At 36.3% G+C, this 21,064-nt stretch carries 24 protein-coding genes; 12 read left to right on the forward strand and 12 right to left on the reverse strand.

From position 1 onward, the window contains the following. Window positions 1–61: 61 nt before the first annotated feature. The 5 genes from JM83_RS06775 to JM83_RS06795 form a co-directional block, all read right to left on the reverse strand. Entirely contained in the window at window positions 62–478 is a 417-nt protein-coding gene (locus JM83_RS06775) for a hypothetical protein (protein ID WP_186434956.1), read from the reverse strand. Next, window positions 450–1,268 (reverse strand): hypothetical protein, encoded by an 819-nt coding sequence (locus JM83_RS06780; RefSeq protein ID WP_144960599.1) that lies wholly within the window; start codon window positions 1,266–1,268, stop codon window positions 450–452. Before JM83_RS06780 ends, JM83_RS06775 begins: the two co-directional genes overlap by 29 nt. Window positions 1,269–1,712: 444 nt before the next feature. Continuing rightward, window positions 1,713–2,111, reverse strand: coding sequence for a hypothetical protein (locus tag JM83_RS06785; RefSeq protein WP_144960600.1), 399 nt, complete (start codon window positions 2,109–2,111; stop codon window positions 1,713–1,715). Window positions 2,112–2,367: 256 nt separating this feature from the next. Continuing rightward, complete coding sequence (locus tag JM83_RS06790; protein WP_144960602.1) at window positions 2,368–2,631, reverse strand: hypothetical protein; 264 nt, start codon at window positions 2,629–2,631, stop codon at window positions 2,368–2,370. A gap of 72 nt (window positions 2,632–2,703) precedes the next feature. Then, window positions 2,704–3,465 carry an alpha/beta fold hydrolase gene (locus tag JM83_RS06795; RefSeq protein WP_144960604.1) on the reverse strand — a complete coding sequence of 254 codons (762 nt, stop codon included), beginning with the start codon at window positions 3,463–3,465 and terminating at the stop codon, window positions 2,704–2,706. Between the two features lie 43 nt (window positions 3,466–3,508). Here JM83_RS06795 and JM83_RS06800 point away from each other — a divergent pair, with 43 nt between their 5' ends. The 3 genes from JM83_RS06800 (at window position 3,509) to JM83_RS06810 (ending at window position 5,187) form a co-directional block, all read left to right on the forward strand. Next, window positions 3,509–3,796, forward strand: coding sequence for a branched-chain amino acid transport system II carrier protein (locus tag JM83_RS06800; protein ID WP_261376379.1), 288 nt, complete (start codon window positions 3,509–3,511; stop codon window positions 3,794–3,796). A 457-nt stretch (window positions 3,797–4,253) separates the two neighbouring features. Beyond that, on the forward strand, window positions 4,254–4,652 hold the full coding sequence (locus tag JM83_RS06805) for a winged helix-turn-helix domain-containing protein (protein ID WP_186434943.1): 399 nt from the start codon (window positions 4,254–4,256) through the stop codon (window positions 4,650–4,652). Window positions 4,653–4,707: 55 nt separating this feature from the next. Beyond that, on the forward strand, window positions 4,708–5,187 hold the full coding sequence (locus tag JM83_RS06810) for a transposase (RefSeq protein WP_261376380.1): 480 nt from the start codon (window positions 4,708–4,710) through the stop codon (window positions 5,185–5,187). On the opposite strand, the gene JM83_RS06815 is transcribed toward JM83_RS06810, so the two are convergent. The 3 genes from JM83_RS06815 to JM83_RS06825 all read right to left on the reverse strand — a co-directional run bounded on the left by JM83_RS06815 (window position 5,131) and on the right by JM83_RS06825 (window position 7,758). Continuing rightward, window positions 5,131–6,423 carry an aminopeptidase P family protein gene (locus tag JM83_RS06815; RefSeq protein ID WP_144960606.1) on the reverse strand — a complete coding sequence of 431 codons (1,293 nt, stop codon included), beginning with the start codon at window positions 6,421–6,423 and terminating at the stop codon, window positions 5,131–5,133. The genes JM83_RS06810 and JM83_RS06815 overlap by 57 nt on opposite strands. Before the next feature lie 136 nt (window positions 6,424–6,559). Further along, window positions 6,560–6,850, reverse strand: coding sequence for a chaperone modulator CbpM (locus JM83_RS06820; RefSeq protein WP_144960608.1), 291 nt, complete (start codon window positions 6,848–6,850; stop codon window positions 6,560–6,562). Continuing rightward, window positions 6,847–7,758 (reverse strand): DnaJ C-terminal domain-containing protein, encoded by a 912-nt coding sequence (locus tag JM83_RS06825; RefSeq protein WP_144960609.1) that lies wholly within the window; start codon window positions 7,756–7,758, stop codon window positions 6,847–6,849. Before JM83_RS06825 ends, JM83_RS06820 begins: the two co-directional genes overlap by 4 nt. 305 nt (window positions 7,759–8,063) lie before the next feature. On the opposite strand from JM83_RS06825, the gene JM83_RS06830 reads away from it, so the two are divergent. The 5 genes from JM83_RS06830 to dcm all read left to right on the forward strand — a co-directional run bounded on the left by JM83_RS06830 (window position 8,064) and on the right by dcm (window position 13,380). After that, on the forward strand, window positions 8,064–8,759 hold the full coding sequence (locus JM83_RS06830) for a succinate dehydrogenase cytochrome b subunit (RefSeq protein ID WP_144960611.1): 696 nt from the start codon (window positions 8,064–8,066) through the stop codon (window positions 8,757–8,759). 12 nt (window positions 8,760–8,771) lie between these two features. Continuing rightward, window positions 8,772–10,775: a fumarate reductase/succinate dehydrogenase flavoprotein subunit gene (locus JM83_RS06835; protein WP_144960613.1), complete on the forward strand. Its 2,004-nt coding sequence runs from the start codon at window positions 8,772–8,774 to the stop codon at window positions 10,773–10,775. Window positions 10,776–10,816: 41 nt separating this feature from the next. Further along, the gene (locus tag JM83_RS06840) at window positions 10,817–11,194 is read left to right on the forward strand and encodes a four helix bundle protein (RefSeq protein WP_144960615.1); all 378 of its coding nucleotides are present in this window, start codon (window positions 10,817–10,819) and stop codon (window positions 11,192–11,194) included. Window positions 11,195–11,228: 34 nt separating this feature from the next. After that, the gene (locus JM83_RS06845; RefSeq protein WP_144960616.1) at window positions 11,229–11,975 is read left to right on the forward strand and encodes a succinate dehydrogenase/fumarate reductase iron-sulfur subunit; all 747 of its coding nucleotides are present in this window, start codon (window positions 11,229–11,231) and stop codon (window positions 11,973–11,975) included. 124 nt (window positions 11,976–12,099) lie between these two features. Beyond that, on the forward strand, window positions 12,100–13,380 hold the full coding sequence (gene dcm, locus JM83_RS06850; protein ID WP_144960618.1) for a DNA (cytosine-5-)-methyltransferase: 1,281 nt from the start codon (window positions 12,100–12,102) through the stop codon (window positions 13,378–13,380). A 1-nt stretch (window position 13,381) separates the two neighbouring features. On the opposite strand, the gene JM83_RS06855 is transcribed toward dcm, so the two are convergent. Next, on the reverse strand, window positions 13,382–14,149 hold the full coding sequence (locus JM83_RS06855) for an Eco47II family restriction endonuclease (RefSeq protein WP_144960619.1): 768 nt from the start codon (window positions 14,147–14,149) through the stop codon (window positions 13,382–13,384). 16 nt (window positions 14,150–14,165) lie between these two features. Between JM83_RS06855 and JM83_RS06860 the strand changes: the two genes are divergently transcribed. Further along, window positions 14,166–14,633, forward strand: a complete 468-nt coding sequence (locus JM83_RS06860) for a very short patch repair endonuclease (RefSeq protein WP_144960621.1) — start codon at window positions 14,166–14,168, stop codon at window positions 14,631–14,633. A 30-nt stretch (window positions 14,634–14,663) separates the two neighbouring features. Here the strand turns inward: JM83_RS06860 and JM83_RS06865 are convergent, their stop codons facing one another. Then, window positions 14,664–15,182 carry a DUF1440 domain-containing protein gene (locus JM83_RS06865; RefSeq protein ID WP_144960623.1) on the reverse strand — a complete coding sequence of 173 codons (519 nt, stop codon included), beginning with the start codon at window positions 15,180–15,182 and terminating at the stop codon, window positions 14,664–14,666. Window positions 15,183–15,285: 103 nt separating this feature from the next. Here JM83_RS06865 and JM83_RS06870 point away from each other — a divergent pair, with 103 nt between their 5' ends. Next, on the forward strand, window positions 15,286–16,062 hold the full coding sequence (locus JM83_RS06870; protein WP_144960625.1) for an amidohydrolase: 777 nt from the start codon (window positions 15,286–15,288) through the stop codon (window positions 16,060–16,062). Here the strand turns inward: JM83_RS06870 and JM83_RS06875 are convergent. Continuing rightward, the gene (locus JM83_RS06875) at window positions 16,049–17,659 is read right to left on the reverse strand and encodes an Ig-like domain-containing protein (protein WP_144960627.1); all 1,611 of its coding nucleotides are present in this window, start codon (window positions 17,657–17,659) and stop codon (window positions 16,049–16,051) included. The genes JM83_RS06870 and JM83_RS06875 overlap by 14 nt on opposite strands. A 46-nt stretch (window positions 17,660–17,705) precedes the next feature. Continuing rightward, window positions 17,706–18,386: a ComF family protein gene (locus tag JM83_RS06880; protein WP_144960629.1), complete on the reverse strand. Its 681-nt coding sequence runs from the start codon at window positions 18,384–18,386 to the stop codon at window positions 17,706–17,708. Between the two features lie 59 nt (window positions 18,387–18,445). Here JM83_RS06880 and JM83_RS06885 point away from each other — a divergent pair, with 59 nt between their 5' ends. Further along, window positions 18,446–19,330, forward strand: coding sequence for a hypothetical protein (locus tag JM83_RS06885; RefSeq protein ID WP_261376381.1), 885 nt, complete (start codon window positions 18,446–18,448; stop codon window positions 19,328–19,330). Window positions 19,331–19,393: 63 nt separating this feature from the next. Next, a complete protein-coding gene (locus JM83_RS06890) occupies window positions 19,394–20,932 on the forward strand; it encodes a glycine--tRNA ligase (RefSeq protein WP_144960631.1) in 1,539 nt (512 codons plus the stop codon). The last annotated feature ends 132 nt before the right edge of the window (window positions 20,933–21,064 follow it).

The raw sequence follows: 21,064 nt of genomic DNA on the forward strand, positions 1-21,064 counted from the left end.
GTCAAGAACTAAGCAAATTGTTTAGTTCTTGACTGCTATTTTTATATACGTGTTAAAGTGATTAATTACATTCTTCAAGATTCTCAAATTCATTACTTTCAAAAGTGTAAGTGAATTTAAAACTATTGACTTCAACTTTTTCTGAAATATAATTATCCATATCCAATGGTCCTTCACCAACAGTTAATGAAGTACTATTATATGTTTTACAATAAATTTCATCAACTATAATTGTTAATATATCTCGGAAGGGTGGTAAAAAGTCTTCAGAAGTTAATTCACATGGACCAATATCATTATATTTTTTTATTAGCACAGAGTTTGGTAAAATTAATCCAATAGGTGTTTCCAAACTATATTCTGTATTATTTATGTAGGTAAATTCTGAAATTGCAAGACAATCTTTCTGTTCCTGAGAGCAAGATGTATTTATACTAAATAAGAGGACGCTAAAAATCCCACCTATTAAAGAGTGCATCCAAGTTGTTTTCTGTACCATTGTTATATTTGTTTTTTATGTTATCTCTCCAATTAATCCAAGATTTTTTTCCTCGTAAGGCATCTTCAATTTGTCTGATTGTATAGCCTTCAACTTGATCAGTCCCACCCAACCCATCTATCATATCAACAACTACTCCAGTGTATACATTGCCGAATCCTCTACTGTAATTAGGGTATACTGATCTAGATAAATTCCATTCAACACCAGCTGCCCAAGATTCTTTTATTCTTGATTCAGTATCATCAAAATCATCTGCCTCTCTCCACATATTCCAATGTGAAGCGTGAGCTAGTTCATGAATCACTGTACTGTAAGTGTCCTCTGCTAGTCTAGTATATGTGTAGATTTTTATTTGAGCTCCAAGAAAACGTCTTTCTTCTTTATGTCTACCTAGAACGTTTCCATCATATAAATTTTGCGGATATGCTCTTATTTTTAATTGAGTTCTAAAAAAACTATTTCCTGGGGGTCTTCTTAAACCGTTAATATCTTTATAGTAATAATGGTAGGCTGCTCTAAAAATAGTAGCATAATATTCTTGTTCTCCGCTATTTAAATTTAAATTCCAATTTCCAGTTATTTTTAGACTATTGTAGGTTGCTCCATTTAGCCATCCATCTTGTAAAGCAAAATCATATCTTTCCCAATCTATACTATAATTTGCGGGGTTTCTAAATGTTCCATCACAAGAGTAGTTTCCATTGGCATCAGCAATTCCTCTGTAGGTTGTAAACCATCTTCTTGCTCTTACTTTAACACCTTCCACACCAACATAGCTTCCGTTAATTGATGTAGTTACATATGTATAGATGGCCCTTTTGCACTATTCGATTGGTACTAATCTTAACTGATTGATAGGTAAGTCACCATTAATTTCACAGTCATAGTATTCCCAATGACTGAACACTCTCGTGGTAGATGTGCTTGTCCCAATATTGTCATCCCAAACCTTAATAGTTCCTGCAGGTCTCCAAGAACTACTTTTACTTGCAAGTAGATTTTCGCTATTTTCAGATTCATTCAAATTATTGGTTATTCTTAAAGATTCATTAACTAAAGCATCGATATTTTGATTAGATAATTTGTTTTTTTCTTTACTAACTACATTGTCTTTATTTTCATCTGGGATGAAAAGTTCTTCAAGGATTTTATTTTCAACCTCTGTTGGGAGTATCTTATCAATTTTAACAGCACAATACTGGTAAGTTGGTTACCCTTCTGGAACATTAGGGTCTCTGTAATAACCACTGCCTTCAATAATTTCATAGTCCAATGGGTAAGTGTAGAGTATTAGCGTTGAGTCCATTTTAAGTATCGATAATTCCTCTTCGCTTTTTGGAATAAACTTTATGTATAAGTGAGTAGCTTTAATATCCAAATTAAAATTGTTAGCGTTTTTGGATTTATTTTTTAAATTGTCGTATGCTTTTTTCATGTTGGTAACAGAATAAGGATTTTCCAATTTTTTTCCTAAGACTCTGCTGTTACTTATGTCAGGTTCATTTCGGTCTCCTTGGCTTTCAAGGTAAAAATCATCTTCTTTTTGGCAGGAATAAATTAAAATTCCAACTAAAGTTACTAATAAAAACCGGAAGATTTGTTTTTGCATAGTTGTGTTTTTTAAGGTGAATATTTTTTTGCTAACCAGCTTAATACGGTTAAAGATTATAGACAAAACGGTTTGAAATTTTATCCTGTAGAGAATGTAGGAGATATATGTTTTATATTATCTGACTTAGGCCCCGTTTGTGGAAGATTAATTGGATATCCTGTATTTAATACATATTGGTAAAAAATAAACCTTAAAGGTTCTTTATGATATGGAAACATATTCAAAGTTTATTCAGAAAACTATTATAGTTTAACTAAGAAGCGTTTACAACCTGACGCTGCCTACTTCTGCGTCTTCTTCTTTCGTGAAAACTGGCTAAATAGGCATTTGTCTCTTTAAACTTAGGGGTTAGCTTGGCTAAAAATCCATGTGCAGTATCCGTCATTTCCATGCCGCACTTTGCGCATTCATATTCATGTATGTGATTGGTAACGTTCTTGGACACTTTTAACTGATGTCCGAAAATGCTGCAATACACCTCTGAGAACGAGAATGATTTTGGGGATTTTGAACTCATAATGGGATAATTTTTATGGTTGTAAGAATTAAATGTATTAAAAAAAATTAACAAATCGACAATAAGCACTATTTAATCGATTAAATGCATAAGCTTTTTTGTTTCATTTTTGTTTTCTATAAAGGATAAGTGCCCACCAGAAAGTGATAAGAAATTGCAGTTTGTACTATATGCAACTATTTTAGCTTCAGAAAATTTAAGGACAGGATCTTGGTTTCCTGCTACAATATATTTCGGACCGGTAAACTGGCTTAATATGGTTTTATTGTCTGTACGAATTTTCATACCTTTTAGTGCAGCTATAATTCCTTGTTCAGAAAAACTTAAGGCCTCTTTTTTTAATGTTTCCAGCTCCTGAGGAAATAACTCCCTGTTTTTTTTACTTAGCAACTTGGAAATAGCCGTGTTTATATAGGTGTCCTTGCTCTTTCTTACAATTTCAATGGCACGATCCCTGTTTTGTCTGCGTTCTTTATTATCTGGCTCTGGGGTAGAGTTAAGAAGCATAAGTCCTTTCGTTAATTTAGGAAAATTTTTACAGAAAGCCAAACTAACATAGCCGCCCATGGAATGACCAATAAAAGTGGCCTCTTCAATTTGAAGCTGCATGAGTATTTCATGAACCGCATCTGCCATGAGATCCATACTGTGACATTCGCCTATACTACCCGATTTTCCATGACCGGGAAGGTCTATAGTAATCACCTGTCTTTTTTTCGAAAGCTCTTCTATAAATGGGTCCCAGATAGCACTGCTCTCTAAAAAACCATGTAAAAGCACTAATGGATTTCCAGCTCCTACAGATCTGTAAAAGAGCGGGGTATTTTTATACATTTGTATCATTTTCACAATATATTATAATATTTTAATTAGCTAAATGAAATTCACAAAAGAAGGCCTATTAACTATCATCTTGATTTTACTGAATGTAATGCCTGCTAATTTTAGAACAAAATTAATAATGTCATCGGTCGTGATTGCAACTTCAATTTTTAGCCTTCCCGATGCTTTAAAATACGTGGTTTCCGAAGAATTGTTCTCGAATATTCAATTATATATCCCTTTGTCCAAATATGGATTGGGATGGTTGATCCCTGCAACTTTGACATTTTTTGGAAGTTATTTTTACGAGCGCAAGTTTAAAATGATAAAGTTTTCAAGCTGAAGTTGTTTCAGCTTTAATCATTAGAATTCCCCGATGGCTCTGCCTCGGAGGTTTTAGAGGAAAGTTTGAAAACGGATGGTTTTCATAAAATGTTATAACTTTCTTCCGTTGAATACCTCGACGGCTCTGCCTCGAGGATTATTTATTTTGCAATATATCTTATACTAGCTCCTGAAACGAGTTCAGGATGATGTCTTTATTTTGAAGAACTGTCATATTGAGCTTGCCGAAATATGCTAGTTTTATAACTCGGTTTCAACAAGTTCAACCTGACATAATTATTTCGCCTTGCTGAGCGCAGTCGAAGGGTCTAATACCAATTTACTTATACAATGTCGCTATTTTTTTTGTATATTTACTAATGGCAAAACCACAGGAATTTACAATAACCCAAAGCGTTGAAGAGCTTAGGGCACTCCGCAAAAGTCAAACTAATATAAAGCATGAAAAGCGTGTTATGTTTTTAATCTATCTAAAAGAGAACAAATTTAAAACACGCCACGAGCTTTGCGATTATTTAGGTATTGATCCACGAACCCAACAACGCTGGACAAAACAGTATCTTGAAAATGGAATATCGTTTTTATTGACTGATTTGCCCAAGAACAAAAAGTCAAAAATAATCACTCCTGAAATACATAAGGAACTTGAAAAACGTTTGAATTCTAGCGACCAGGGATTTTTAGGATATTGGGATGCGCAAGCGTGGGTAAATAATGAATTTGACATAGATATACAATACCATTGGTTGCGCAAATATTTGATAAAGCATTTTAAGACCAAGCTTAAAAGCCCCCGTAAATCTCATTATAAAAAAGATGAAGAAGCTGGAAAAGCTTTTTTAAAAACTCCCTAATGACCTAGACAACATTAGAACAAGTCTAAATAAAAACAAGTATAAGCAAGTAAATTTGTACTTTCAAGATGAAGCTCGATTTGGTATGATGACCCATACCGGCAAACACTTAACAGCCTGCGGGATCAAACCTATTGTCAAATATCAACACATATTTAAAACAACTTATCTATATGGTAGTTATTTCCCAATAAACGGAAATAGTTTTGTCTGGGAAATTGATGGAGTAGATACTACTGTTTTCGAAGCTTATCTAGAGAACTTCTCTAAATACAAACCTCAAGAATTTAAAATTGTGATAATTGATAATGCTGGTTTTCATTCGACAAAAAACATTAATGTTCCCGAGAATATATATTTGTTGAGAATTCCGCCTTACACTCCAGAACTCAATCCGTGTGAACAAGTATGGCAGTATAAAGCTATTGAGCCTGTTGAAAATATGTTCAACAGGCTCAATGAAAATATAATAAAAACCCTAAGAGTTCATAAGATCTTCGATCTCTTCGGCTTCAATAGGGATGTTGCGCATTAAATTAAAAGGTTCCCCTTTTTCTTGAAGCACCAAATCATCTTCCAATCTAATTCCAAAGCCTTCCGCAGGAATATAGATTCCCGGTTCTACAGTAAACACTTGGTTGGCTTCCATTGGCTCAGTTAATATTCCGTAATCATGTGTGTCTAACCCGATATGGTGGGAGGTACCGTGCATAAAGTACTTCTTGTACGCTGGCCAATCTGGATCTTCATTTTTAACATCGGTTTTGTCCAATAAGCCAAGTCCTAATAATTCCGAAGTCATTAATTTTCCAACTTCCACATGATAATCTGCCCAGATGGTTCCTGGAACCAACATTTTTTGAGCCTCTTTTTTAACACGATTTACCGCATTGTACACTTCTTTTTGTCGTTTGGTAAAAGTTCCCGAAACTGGGATCGTTCGGGACATATCGCTGGAATAATTGGCATATTCTGCCCCGGTATCCAATAAAATAAGGTCTCCGGCTTTACACTGCTGATTGTTCTCGATATAATGCAACACATTTGCATTGTTCCCGCTTGCAATAATTGGAGTGTAGGCAAAACCTTGAGAACGATTGTTCAGGAATTCGTGCATCATTTCTGCCTCAATATTATATTCCCAAACGCCTGGTTTCACAAAACCTAAAGTTCTTCGGAAGGCTTTTTCAGTAATATCGCATGCCTTTTGCATTAGATCCAGTTCAATTTGATCTTTAACAGAACGCAACCTCTGAAGGATCGGATTGCTTTTGGCAACCTGATGTGCAGGATATTTTTGCTTGCACCACTCTATAAATCTGGCTTCCCTGGTTTGAGTCTCCACATTTGCACGGTAATGCTCATTGGTATTAAAATAAATGGTTTCAGCTTGCGTCATGATCTCGAAAAACACCTTTTCGAATTCTTTTAACCAGTACACTGTTTTAATTCCGCTGGTCTCAAATGCCTTTTCTTTTGTCAATTTTTCACCTTCCCAAACCGCGATGTGATCATTGGTTTCTGTTAAGAAAAGGATCTCCTTGTGCTTTTTATTTGGAGCATCCGGAAATAAAACCAAAATGCTTTTATCTTGGTCTACCCCGCTTAAATAGAAAATATCACGAGCTTGTTGAAATGGCATCGTACTATCTGCGCTTACTGGGTAAATATCATTGGAGTTAAAAACCGCCAGACTATTGGGCTTCATTTTGGACATGAAGTTTTTGCGGTTTTTGGTATAAAGTGAATTATCTATTAAATCGTATTTCATAAAAATATATTTCGTTTTTGCTGAATCGATAAAAAGCAAATTCCAATCAGCTTTGGAAAAGTTCAAAATTAAAAAAGATAAAGTCAAATCTTGTTAAACCAAGGGTAAAAGACTTGGGTTTTCTTTAACAATTCGATTATTCATAAAGGCCCAGCCTATTTCTTAGTGCTAGATTTTCTTCCTTTAAATCGCTAAACCTGTCCAGTAAATGCTTAATAGCCTCCAAGCCTTCCAAGTTGATCTTTAGATCGAAATGCAAACGTAGCATCTTTTCGAAATCTGCCATTTTATCGCAGTGTACATATTCCCTCTTTTCCACGGTGATCACTTCCAATAGACCGCTATTGTTTAATGACCTTATAAAAGTGTGGGCTACGCTATAGCGTTCACAAAGCTCTTCGGTTGCAATTAATTCTTCTAAATTCATGAGCGTAATTTTTGTAATTCGGTGTACAATTCCTTTTCTCTTGAAGATAGATTTGTCGGAATTTTAATATCATAAGTAATAAACAGATCTCCAAAGTGACCTTCTTTCTTGTATTTAGTAAAGCCTTTTCCTTTCAATTTTACCCGGGTGCCATTTTGGGTTTCTGGTTTTACGGTGAGTTTTGCTTTTCCGTTAAAAGTATCTACAGTGACCTCTCCACCAAGTAGTGCGGTGTAAAAATCCAGATCGACACTGCTGTAAAGATTTTCTTTCTCCCTTTTAAATTTAGTGTTGTTGGCAATCTTAAAGGTGATAAAAAGATCCCCTTTTGGCCCACCTTGTACCCCCGGACCACCATGTCCTGCAATTTTAATGGTTTGCCCATTCTCTACTCCTGCGGGAATGGTAAGTCTAATGTTTTTGCCATTTACGGTAAGGGTTTGTTTGTGGCTGGTATAAACATCGGTTAGATTTAATTGAAGTTCGGCATTAAAATCCTGCCCTTTAAATTGCGGAGATCTTCCTGTTCCACGGGATCTTGCGCCACCTCCAAACATTTGTTCAAAGAAATCGGAGAAATTATCATCATCAAAACTACCGGAATAGGATTGTCTTTGACCCCCTCCAAACCCCCCACCGGCATAGCTCCTTTGTTGTTGTTTTTGTTGTTCAAAATGCTCGGCATGTTGCCAATCTTTCCCGTACTCATCATATTTCTTGCGCTTTTCGGGATCGCTTAGCACCTCGTTGGCCTCATTTATCTGCTGAAAACGCTTTTTGGCGCTATCGTCATCGGGGTTGAGGTCTGGGTGATACTTACGAGCAAGTTTTCTATATGCTTTTTTGATAGCTGCTTTAGTGGCAGATTTGTCTAATCCTAAGGTTTTATAATAGTCTATAAATTCCATTTGAAAATTGAATAAGTACTGAGATAGATTATGAAGCAATGAAATTACTAAAAATGAACCTTACAACGAGTTAAGTTTTTCTAAAAAGCCAATTAAACATGCTTATTCTGAAGTTTTAATTTAGGGAAAAGGTTTTTAAGGTTTTTGAATGATCATTTTACAAACTTCTGTAAAAATGAAGATTCAATAAATCCTAAAGTACTTTGGTTTAGTTCTAAATTGGTGTTGAAATACGCTGGAAAGTTTGCGGGAAACTATTTTCAAGTGTATTTTTGCTGTTAAAATTTTATAAAATAATCAAACCAATGGGTGGATTACTTAAATCTTCAGTAGCAAAAAAGTTTGCTATGGCCTTATCGGGACTTTTCTTAGTCCTATTTTTAGCACAACACTTCACTATTAATTTAACTTCGGTAATAAGCCCAGACACTTTTAATAGCTGGTCTCATTTTATGGGAACCAACATTTTAGTACAGGGAATTTTACAGCCTATACTTATTTTGGGTGTGATATTTCATTTTATTATGGGTTTTGTTTTAGAAATTCAAAACAGAAATGCAAGGCTGAAAAGCTATGTAAGATATAACGGAAGTGCTAACTCTAGCTGGATGTCCAGAAACATGATTTATTCGGGAGCAGTGGTTTTGGCATTTTTGGGCCTTCACTTCTATGATTTCTGGGTCCCGGAAATAGTACATAAATATATTGAGTCCCATCCAGCAGATGCTACTAGATACTATGGGGAGTTGGTTGCGAAATTCGTGAGCCCGGTGAGAACTGGATTATATGTGATCTCATTTATATTTTTGATGCTTCACTTGTTGCATGGGTTTGCATCTTCATTTCAATCCATGGGTGTCAAAAACAAATATCAAAAAGGATTGGAAGGATTTCAAAGTAGTGCTTCTCGTTGGGTATATGGATTGACAAAGGGCTTTGCGATAGTAATTCCGCTAGGGTTTATTTTTATAGCTCTCTTTCATTATTTTAATAACGCTTAAAAGGTAAAATTCATGTCAGTTTTAGATTCAAAGATACCAAAAGGGCCACTAGAAAATAAGTGGAGCGACTATAAGAATAACATCAACCTAGTTAACCCTGCAAATAAGCGTAACATTGATATTATTATGATTGGTACCGGTTTGGCCGGAGGAAGCGCTGCAGCTACTTTAGCAGAACTTGGATATAATGTAAAAACGTTTTGCTATCAGGATTCCCCAAGAAGAGCGCATTCTATAGCGGCTCAAGGAGGAATTAATGCTGCAAAGAATTATCAAGGAGACGGAGATTCCAATTATAGGTTGTTCTACGATACTATAAAAGGAGGGGATTACCGTTCTCGTGAAGGAAACGTATACCGATTGGCAGAAGTTTCAGGAAATATCATAGATCAATGTGTTGCGCAAGGAGTTCCTTTTGCGCGCGAGTATGGTGGAATGTTGGATAACCGTTCTTTTGGAGGGGTATTGGTTTCTCGTACTTTTTATGCAAAAGGTCAAACAGGTCAACAATTATTGTTGGGGGCATATTCGGCAATGAACCGACAAATAAATAGAGGGAAAATCACAGCTTATAACCGTCATGAAATGATGGATGTGGTTCTTGTAGATGGAAAAGCGAGAGGCATTATTGCCAGGGATATGGTAACCGGCGCAATCGAGCGTCACTCTGCCCATGCGGTAGTATTGGCTTCAGGTGGATACGGAAACGTGTTCTTCTTGTCTACCAATGCCATGGGAAGTAATGTGATGGCTGCCTGGAGAGCACACCGTAGAGGTGCATATTTCGCAAATCCCTGTTACACACAAATTCACCCAACATGTATTCCGGTTTCAGGAGATCATCAGTCCAAATTGACTTTGATGTCTGAATCGCTTCGAAATGATGGTAGGATTTGGGTTCCGAAGAAATTAGAAGATGCTGAAGCAATTCGAACCGGGAAGAAAAAGCCAACAGATCTTTCAGAAGAAGAAAGAGACTATTACTTAGAAAGAAGATATCCTGCTTTTGGAAACTTGGTTCCACGAGATGTAGCTTCCAGGGCTGCAAAAGAGCGTTGCGATGCTGGGTTTGGGGTAAATAAAACAGGGGAAGCAGTGTATTTGGATTTTGCTAGTGCCATAGAGCGCTACGGAAAGGAAAAAGCATTTACTTCCGGACATAAAGATCCTTCGAAAGAAGAAATCACAAAATTGGGTAAGGACGTTATAGAGTCCAAGTATGGAAATTTATTCCAGATGTACGAGAAAATCGTCGATCAAGACCCATATAAAACCCCTATGATGATCTATCCTGCGGTTCACTATACCATGGGTGGTCTTTGGGTAGATTATAATCTTCAAACCACTATTCCGGGATGTTACTCTACTGGAGAAGCTAACTTCTCAGACCACGGTGCTAACAGACTTGGAGCTTCTGCCTTGATGCAAGGGCTTGCAGATGGTTATTTCGTACTGCCTTATACTATTGGGGATTACCTTTCCAAAGAAATTAGAACAGGAAAGATCCCAACAGATTCTGCTGAATTCAATTCTGCTGAAAAAGAAGTGAGCGATAGGATCAATAAATTGATGAATGCCGGGGGACAACATTCTGTAGATTTTTACCATAAGAAATTAGGTAAGATCATGTGGAACAAATGTGGAATGTCCAGAAATGCCAAAGAACTTGAAGAAGCTATTCATGAGATAGCCGAATTACGAGAGGATTTTTGGAAAAATGTAAAAGTTCCTGGAACTGCGAATACTAAGAATTCTGAATTGGAAAAAGCAGGAAGAGTGGCAGATTTCCTTGAATTGGGAGAGCTTTTTGCTAAAGATGCATTGCATAGAGAGGAATCTTGTGGAGGGCATTTTAGGGAAGAATATCAAACCCCGGAAGGAGAAGCGCTTAGGGACGATGAGAACTTTAAGTATGTAGCTGCTTGGGAATACACGGGAAGACCAAGTGATGCAGTCCTTCATAAAGAAGAACTGATATTCGAAAACATTGAATTGAAAACGAGAAGTTATAAATAGAAGTTCAAAAGTTAAGGGTTAATGGTTAGTGGTGAATTGAGATGGATAAAATAAAATCTTTTGAAGATCTTAATTGTTGGAAAACGGCAAGGGAATTGAGAAAAGAGATTTCAATTTTGATTCTAAAATTTCCAAGCCATGAAAAATTTGAGCTGATATCACAAATGAGAAGGGCCTCAAGGTCTGTAACGCATAATATTGCCGAAGGTTATGGGAGGTTTCATTTTAAAGAAAATGCACAGTTTTGTAGAATTTCTAGAGGGTCACTATACGAGTTATCAGATCAGTTAATCACTGCATTGGACGAAGGTTATATAGAAGAAGATTATTACAAAAAATTGAAAATAAAGGTTGTTGAATGTATTGCAATTTTGAATGGGTATATAAAGTATCTAACAAGCGCAACTCAAACCCAATAACATTTAACTTTTAATCAATTAACATTATAAAGGGATGAAGCTTACATTAAAAATATGGCGTCAGGAAAGTGCCGAAGCTAAGGGGAAAATGGTAGATTATATCATTGACGGAATAGAGGGTGATATGTCTTTTCTTGAAATGTTGGATGTACTAAATGAAGATTTGGTTAATAAAGGTGAGCAGCCGATAGAATTCGATCACGATTGTCGTGAAGGAATTTGTGGGGCATGTTCTTTACAGATCAATGGAGAGCCACACGGACCAGATAGATTAATAACTACCTGCCAGTTGCACATGCGTACTTTTAAGGATGGGGATACTATCGTAATAGAGCCTTTTAGGGCAAAAGCTTTTCCGGTAATTAAAGATCTAATTGTAGACCGTACCGCTTTCGATAGAATTCAGCAGGCTTATGGGTATATTTCCGTTAATACTTCGGGAAACACTATCGATGCAAACTCTATCCCTATTGAAAAAGAAAATGCCGATACTTCCTTTAACGCAGCTATTTGTATTGGATGTGGAGCCTGTGTTGCAGCTTGTAAAAATGCAAGCGCCATGTTGTTCACTTCAGCCAAAGTAAGTCAGTTTGCATTATTACCTCAAGGGGAAGTAGAGGCAGATAGACGTGTGCTTGCAATGGTAGAGCAAATGGATAAAGAAGGTTTTGGAAATTGCACGAATACCGGGGCTTGCGAGATCGAATGTCCCAAAGGAATTTCTTTAGAGAACATCGCAAGAATGAATAGGGAATATATGTCTGCAAGTACCAAGGGCTAAACCACCTTTTTAAAAACATATTTCAAATCCCGGATTCTATTTAGAGTTCGGGATTTTTTATTAACAATACTTTTTTAAGTCATAAAAACCATTATTTTTGTAACCATATACAAGGTTGCACAACATGGTTATAAAAGATTATTATACGGTTTCTGAAGCCGCTGAAATTTTAGATAAGAACCCAGACACTCTCCGTCGTTGGGATAATGAAGGTAAGCTTTCTGCCGTAAGGGAGCCCATTAGCAATTATAGGAAATATTCCAAAGAGCAACTTGAAATTTTTCCTGAATTCAAGACCTATTTTGAAAAGGTTGATAAAGGGAATTATTTGGAACCATCCAAGGAATTTTCGGTTTTAGAGCTATTTGCAGGAGCTGGCGGCTTAGCGATTGGTCTGGAAAAAGCTGGATTAAAATGTAAGGCATTAAATGAAATAGATAAATGGGCATGTAAAACTTTACGTAGTAATCGGCCCAATTGGCAAGTGCTGGAAGGCGATATTAGGGAAATGGATTTTTCTGAATATAAAAATGACATAGATGTAGTCACTGGAGGTTTTCCTTGTCAAGCTTTTAGCTATGCCGGTAAAAAATTGGGATTAAAAGACGCAAGGGGAACATTGTTTTATGAATTTGCAAGGGTTGTTCAAGAAGTAAAGCCTAAAATATGTATTGGAGAGAATGTAAGGGGCTTATTGAATCATGAAAATGGTAAAACCCTAGAGGGCATGATTTCAATCCTTGATGAAATAGGCTATAACGTGGTTGCCCCAGTGCGGGTTTTAAAAGCCATAAACTACAATGTACCGCAGAAAAGGGAACGATTGATCCTTGTAGCAATTAGAAAGGACATAGATGTAGAATATCACTACCCGAAACCATTTTCCGAAATATATACTTTAAAGGATGCCTTAAAAAAGGGAGATTTGTTTTCTAAAAAAGTTCCAAAATCTGAAGGATCAAAATACCCACAGCATAAAAAGGAGGTCTTGGATTTAATACCACCAAAGGGATATTGGCGGGATTTGCCCATAGCTATTCAAAAAGAATATATGCAAAAAAGCTTTTATCTTGGAGGGGGAAAAACAGGAATGGCAAGAAGGATTGGTTGGGATGAGCCCTGTTTGACTTTAACGTGCAGTCCTGCGCAAAAACAAACCGAACGGTGCCATCCAGATGAGACCAGACCTTTCACTGTCCGGGAATATGCTAGAATTCAGACTTTTCCAGATGAATGGAAGTTTGAAGGGTCAATTTCCCAACAATACAAGCAAATAGGAAACGCAGTACCAGTTAATTTGGCAAAAGAAATCGGATATTCTATTATAAGGTTTTTAAATGAAGAATTATTGAGTGATCAAGCAGCCATTTCAGCTGAACCAAAACAGCAAACTGTTAATTTTTGAACTATAGATTTTTAAAACCTTGATAATAATAGAAATTTTCAAAAGCAATTTCATCTAGAATACTCCTTTTTGTGGTTTCTGCACTTGTTGAAATATCCTCTATGATAGAATTTTCCTTTTCAGTTTTTGGATCAATCCCTTTTAAGAAATCTTCCACTGCCCTTGGTAGTGCTTCGTAAAGTTTGAAAAAAGAATCTGGGTCACCGCTTAAAAGGGCATAGAATTTATCTCCAGAAACTATATGCACCCTACTATGACTATATTCTTTTCCATTTATAATAGCCTCCCATTTTTTAGAAAAACTTTTTTTGGCTAATATCTGTACTAAATAGCAGTTGGCTTTTCTATGGTCATCCGCAAATCTAGCAAGTTTTTGAAATGCACTTTCAGCAGAACTACTGTTCATTGTATTATGCTTGTTTTTTATTTCTGCAAAAATAGATTCATCATTGGCCTTAATATCATAGCCACTTTCATACCCCTTAATTCCACCAAGGATTTCTTCGTGAAATGTGCCGATTGCATTATTCACCGATTTGTCGATTTGCCTTGACATTTCAAGTTTTATTAGGTCATCTTCAGTAAGGTCATTAAACTTCGAATCGAATATTAATTTGAAAACATCTACTTTATTACTGTAAAATTTCTTTTTGGTAAATTCTTTTTTAGCCTCTAAATATGAGTTGAATAAATTTGAAACACACTTTAATAAATGTTCATCTTCAACAAAATCCACATATTTATTTTTTGGGTTGGAAATATTATTCATATTTTAAATAGAAGTTATGAATTACGAAGATAATAAAATAAAAGTCCCAAGGTTTAATGAAGAATCTGGGTTCTACACCACAAAGACCAGGTCCAAGCACATGTCCAAAATTCACGGGAAAGACACCAAGCCGGAAATAATGTTCAGAAAAGCTTTATGGAAAGCGGGCTATCGGTATAGGATCAATTATAAGAAATTGATCGGAAAACCGGATATTGTAATGAATAAGCATAAAACCATAATATTCATAGATGGTGACTTTTGGCATGGTTTCAACTGGAATGAAAAACGCGAAAAAATCAAGAGTAACAGGGGTTTTTGGATTCCTAAAATAGAGCGAAATATGCAACGGGACAGAGAGGTAAATGCGTTCCTTAAAGAAAATGGATATACGGTTTTTAGGTTTTGGGAGAGTGAAATTAAAAAAGACTTGCAATCTTGTCTTGAAACCGTTTTAAAGCATTTGGATTCAAACACAAAATAAAAATCCGAAATTTTGTTTCGGGATTTTTTATTATAGATTGTTTTGAGATCGCTTCATTCGTTCATTTATAAAGCTTCGCACAAACTCGGTGGTAATACCAAAAGCGATATGTGCGAAAAGTTCATTCGCTTGCATTTTTAAAGGAATGTCTGTAGGTTTAGCTTCCAGTCCCGCCAATGGCAAAGAGGTTTCGTGGGTAGAAACCCAAGTAGTGGCCCCAAAGATCACTCCGTCGGCAATGTTCATAACATCCTTGTCTTTTTTGCCATAGCCGTAAGCGGCTCCAATACTAGCTCCAAAAGGGAAGTTTACCAACTGCTCTGCCAGGGCTTCATTTTCTACACTTATGGGAGTTCCGGTGATCTTGGTAGAAAGATCATCTACAATTTTAAGTTGCGCCGATTTTTGCTCGATCTTCCTCACGGGAAGAAAATGTTCTATTAAGGACTTTACCGCAGTACCCGCCAATCCTCCGACAAAGCCCGAAATAAGTCCGCGTGAGGTGTTCGAAAAATAAGTATCTTTTCGTAAAAAAGTATCTAGGTTCATAGGATTTTATTTAGGGAATAAAGCTATTTATAATCTATTTTCCTTCCAACCTTTTAACACGTATTTAATAACGGTCCCTTTATTTTTTATAATTTTACTGGACATGGAAAATTTAAACATCGCCTTAATCCAAGCAGACCTTGCTTGGGAAAGTACCAAAAAAAACCTGAAGCAATTTGAGGAAAAAATAACCGCTACAAATGCCGAAGTAGATCTATTTATTCTTCCGGAAATGTTTAGTACGGGCTTTTCCATGAATGCTGAAAAATTGGCGGAACCCAAAAATGGTTCAACTTTAAAATGGATGCAACGGCTTGCCAACGAAAAAAATGCTGCGGTAACAGGGAGTGTCATCGTTAAAGAGGACAACAACTATTTTAATAGGCTCTATTTTGTGTTTCCAGATAAGACCTTCAAAAAATATGATAAACGCCACACCTTTACCTTAGCGAAGGAGCACGAGACCTATACAGCTGGTACAAAGCGTTTGATCGTTGAATATAAGGGATGGAAAATATGCCCTCTTGTTTGTTACGATCTTAGATTTCCGGTCTGGGCTCGAAATACGGTAGATTATGATCTCTTGATCTATGTTGCTAATTGGCCAAAAACCCGAATTAAAGCTTGGGACGTGCTTTTACAAGCCAGGGCTATAGAAAACATGGCCTATTGTGCAGGTGTGAACAGAACGGGTCTGGATGGTAATAAATATCAATATACAGGCCACTCCGCAGTGTACGATAGTTTAGGCAACCCCTTGTTCGATCAAGAGACTGAAGCAGAATTCACTAAAGTGGTAACCCTGAACAAAAATCATTTAAATGAAACCCGTAAAAAGCTGAAATTCTTACAGGATCGCGATAAATTTACTTTAGGGTAAACGTCTGATTGATATCCCAGTTTGGTCTTACCTCCAATAAATCCGGAAAATAAATGATCTCTTCCGGATTGGTTTTCAATAAAAAATTACCCGTATCCCATTGGCCATTTGCATTGGAATCATAGATCACCCTAATAAAATATTGCCCCGGCGAAACTAGTTCAAAAGCGATATTGCTTTGATCTTCAGATTTTTCTTCAGCCTTAATAACGCCTTTTTCATCGGTTAATTGAATAATGATCGGATAGCTACGTACATTTTGCAAATTCAACCGCACATTCCCATAATCAGACAAGGTTTTTGTCTTCAAGGTCTTAGATATTGTATCGTTTGTAGCATTAAAGAAATCTGTAATTGCTCCTGGCAGAATTTTTATACGATACGTATCATTTTCATTTTTATTGAAATTAAGTTGGAGGGTGTTTTCCAAACGTTTTAATTCCGAAGAAAAAGGAACATCAACAGAATCTTTGTCCAATATTTTTATCAAAGAATCATCTTTTGAGACAAGAGGGGTATTCGCTTTTATGATGAAATTTTTGTTGAACTCTATATTTCCCGAAGGCTCTGTAGCAATTACCAACGTATCTGCTTTCATATCAGAAATTCTGGCCATTAAACTGGTGGTGTCTTTTTGGGAATTGAATTTGAACCGCAAGCTATCTGTTTCTATCACAGGTTTGTACCATAAATGCAAACTATCTTTATCTACGACCTTGGTAAATCGATATTCAAATTCTTTAGGAACTGTTGTTATAGGATCTATGGAAATACTATCCAACTTCGTTTTTCCTTTATATCCAATCAAGATTTTTTGTTTGGCAACTTGTTTGGGCCGCTCAACTTTAAAAGCAAGGTCTTCTTTAAATAATTGCAAGTTATATGAAGTATCCATTGGGACTGTAATTGTCTCTTGCAAAAATGCTATTTTTTCTTTCCCGGGATTATATTTATAGTCATTGTTTAAATCCCTAACTGCAACCAAATGGTAAGTGCCTTCTTTAATATTGGTAAGTTTAAAGGTTTTAAGGCTATCCAAGGTATTGGTGATATATCTTGGCGGAGTGGTAAATATTAAAGAGTCATTATAAGTTTCATCTGCATCATAAAGCATGATAGATATAAAGGGATCTGCCTCTTTTAATAGTGCATCGCTCACTGTGCCCGAAACCGATAAAGAATCGATATAATCTCCTGTGGAAAACACATATTTAAAATAAGGCAAGGGATTCCCTTCATTATTATCTACAACACTTTTGCCGAAATTAATGGCATAGGTAGTGTTTTGCCTAAGCGTATCGTTTAGCTTGATCTTTATGTATTTACTGGGCGAGCCTAAAGGTGTGATCGTAGGTTTATTGGCCATTGGTGGGGAGATAATGATCTGTTTTTGGGCATCGTCCAGTTTAATAAATTCATCAAAATAGATCCTTATCTCTTCTTTGTTGAACTGAGTGGAATAATTTTCAGGCGCTGCCCTTAAAAATTTTGGGGGTTCGGTATCCAATTCCCCACCTTGTGGAGTTCCTTTTTTTGCACATTGCACAAATGTGAGCAAAAGAAGTATCAGCAATAATCCTGAAAAATATTTTTTCATTTTAACCCGAAATTTTAAACAAAGAAACAATTATTTTTTGTTTCTGTCATCCCGTGAATGCCATAGTAGCAATGCTTAGTTTAACATTTCTGGCTTCCAAAAGGACATCTGCACAAGCTTCCAGGGTAGCACCGGTAGTAATAAGATCGTCCACAAGCAAGATATGCTTGTTTTTAATTCTTTCAGAATTCATCAAGACAAAACTCTCCTCGATATTTCCCCATCTTGCAATTCTGGTTTTCAGGGTTTGTGTAGTGGAGAATGATGTTTTTAAAAGAACATCGTCCACATACTCAATATTCAATGCGGCTGCGATTTCTTTTCCAAATTTTTCTACCTGATTAAAACCCCTGGAGCGAAGTTTCTTTTTATGTAGCGGCACGGGAATTATAAGGTCGATACCCCTATAAGAATCTGTTTTAGCAAGTTCTGCGCCTAGCCAAGCACCTAGATACGTGCCAATTTCCTGGTGCCCCCTATATTTTAAGCGATGAATTAATTTTTGAACGCTGCCTTTCTTTTTGAATATTAAGAGAGAAGCCGCATTTTCCAAAGGAAGCCTCCCGTAAAATACTTTTTTAACAGGATTCTCGTTATCTAGATGGAAATTGCTAATGGGAAGTTCATTTGCACAATGAGTGCAGAGGATAGTTTGATTTTTATACAATTCGGTATCGCATATCTGGCAGATATTGGGATAAAATAAATTGATTAAATCTTGAAACATTAGTTAATGTATTGTAATTTCGCTAATTAAACCAATAATTTACAAACTAAATCACATTTATGATGACCGAAACAAAAAGTAATACCGCCCTTAAGATTTTAACCGGTATTTTGGCTGTTGCCCTTGTGGCACTGGGTATTTATACGGTTAAATTTTATAATGAGGAAAAAGAAAACAAGGCAATACTACAGAAGGAAAAAACGGTTATTGAAGATGAGTTGAATGATCTAATCGTAAAATACGATGAAGCCATTGCAACCAACGAAGTAATGGACCAGGATATGGTGAATGCAAGAGAGCGTATCTCTAGATTGCTGGATTCCGTTAAAGATTCTGAAGCTAATCTTGTATTGATCTCTAGATATAGAAGAGAAATAGGAACTTTAAAAAGTGAAAAGGACAGGCTATTTAGAGTGGTGGATAGCTTGAGCAATCAAAATAGAATGATGGCGATGACTATAGATAGCACAAATACCGTGCTTGCTCAAAAAGTTCGTTTATCCGATTCTTTACAAGTAAATAACCAAAGTCTTTCTACCAAAGTAGACAAGGCCTCACAATTAAAGATCACTTCCCTTAAAGGAGAAGGTGTCATCGTTCGGAATAGTGGGAAATTGATAGAGAACGACAAGACGCGAAGAATAGATCAAATTAGAACCTGTTTCACAGTTAGTTCCAATGATCTTGCTCCATCTGGGGAAAAAACAATGTATGTACAGGTTTACAATCCCGAAAATGAATTGGTAGGAGACCAAATTGCTGTAAAGCATGAAGGAGGAGTAATGATGTATAGTGCGACTTCAACAGTGTTTTATGAAAATGAAGAATTGGACGTATGTATCCTTTCTAAAACTGAAGGTGATAAACTAATCGAAGGCACGTATAAGGTATATGTTTATGAAGGCGCACAACTTATTGGAACTTCATCTTTCAACCTAAATTAATAAAATAACAAAATTCACAAACCGCCTTGAGTTTTATCAAGGCGGTTTTTTTATTTTTGCGCTATGGCAAAACAAGAAGATTTATTCAAAAATGTAATTTCCCATGCTAAAGAGTATGGATATATTTTCGCATCCAGTGAGATATACGATGGGTTAAGTGCGGTTTATGACTATGGTCAGAACGGAGCTGAACTTAAAAAAAACATCAAAGAATACTGGTGGAAAAGCATGGTACAGCTACATCAAAACATTGTTGGGTTGGATTCTGCGATCTTGATGCATCCAAAAACATGGAAGGCTTCTGGTCACGTAGATGCGTTTACCGATCCTTTAATAGACAATAAGGATTCTAAAAAAAGATATCGAGCAGATGTTTTGGTGGAGGATTATGCTGAAAAATTGAACATCAAAGCACAAAAAGAGATCGTTAAAGCCAAAAAACGATTTGGGGAGGCTTTTAATGAAGACGAGTTTGTCACCACCAACGGTCGGGTTGTAGGTTATTTAGCAGAAAAAAAACGAATTTTACAGCGGTTGGCTAGCTCCTTGACCAAAGAAGATCTAGCAGATGTTAAGGCTTTAATTGAAGAATTGAAAATCGCCGATCCAGATACTGGTTCCCGTAATTGGACAGAAGTTCGTCAATTCAACTTGATGTTCGGGACCAAAATGGGGGCTTCTGCAGATTCCTCTACAGATCTTTATTTAAGACCAGAAACAGCACAAGGAATTTTTGTGAACTTTGCAAATGTTCAGAAAACGGGAAGGATGAAAATCCCTTTTGGAATTGCTCAAATAGGAAAAGCTTTCAGAAATGAGATTGTTGCAAGACAATTTATTTTTAGAATGCGGGAATTCGAACAAATGGAAATGCAATTTTTTGTGCGTCCCGGAGATGAGATGAAATGGTATGAACATTGGAAAGAACAACGCATAAAATGGCATTATTCTTTGAATTTGGGAGAAGAGAACTATAGGTTTCACGACCATGAGAAATTGGCTCATTACGCGAATGCTGCAGCAGATATTGAATTTGATTTTCCGTTCGGTTTCAAAGAACTGGAAGGGATCCATTCCAGAACAGATTTCGATCTAAAAGCACATGAAGAATTTTCTGGTAAAAAACTTAGGTTTTTCGATCCGGAAATAAATGAAAATTACGTTCCTTATGTGATAGAAACTTCAATAGGACTCGATAGAATGTTCTTGGCAGTCCTTTCTTCAACTTTACAGGAAGAAACCTTAGAAGATGGTTCCTCCAGGACAGTATTGAAATTACCGGCAATTTTAGCACCTACAAAAGCGGCGATTTTACCGCTGGTTAAAAAAGATGGTTTGCCAGAATTGGCTCAGAAAATCATAGATGATCTTAAGTGGGACTTCAACGTTCAATATGACGAAAAAGATGCTATTGGAAGAAGATATAGAAGACAAGATGCTGCTGGAACACCTTTGTGCATTACGGTGGATCATGATTCGCTAGAAGATAATTCTGTAACCATACGATATAGGGACACTATGGAACAAAAACGTGTCAATATTTTAGAATTGTCAAAGCTTATAAAGGAAGAAATAGATTTTAAACACTGGATGAAAGAATAACTGTGTAATCGGAAAGTATCATAAAATGATAAATAACGTCATTCCGTTCCGACCGTTCGAGATCCGTGATAAAAAAATTATCCAGCGTAGGAAATTGACGTGTTTTTTATATAAGCTGATGGGATGCTGAAA

Source organism: Gillisia sp. Hel_I_86 (genome assembly GCF_007827275.1).
Taxonomy (GTDB): Bacteria; Bacteroidota; Bacteroidia; order Flavobacteriales; family Flavobacteriaceae; genus Gillisia.